The sequence below is a fragment of the Bradyrhizobium sp. Crot121 genome (assembly GCF_059512385.1).
On sequence record NZ_JCAMOR010000595.1, the window covers coordinates 1 to 220 of the forward strand.

Consider the following 220-nt stretch of genomic DNA (forward strand, 5'->3'; position numbering starts at 1 on the left):
GTTCTGGCGTGGCGGTTGTCGAACACGATGGACGTCTCGTTCTGCGTGGCGGCGCTGGAAGAGGCGCTGGCGAAGTACGGCACGCCGGAGATTTTCAACCGACCAGGGCAGCCAGTTCACCAGTGCGGCCTTCACCGGCGTGTTGGCGGGCGCAGGGATCAAGATCTCCATGGATGGCCGCGGTCGTTGGATGGACAACGTCTTCATCGAGCGGCTGTGG

Annotated in this window: 1 pseudogene; it reads left to right on the forward strand. The window is 63.6% G+C overall.

The annotated features are described in order from the left end of the window. Positions 1 to 220: pseudogene (locus AC5ZGW_RS48025) on the forward strand (DDE-type integrase/transposase/recombinase); the annotation flags it as partial.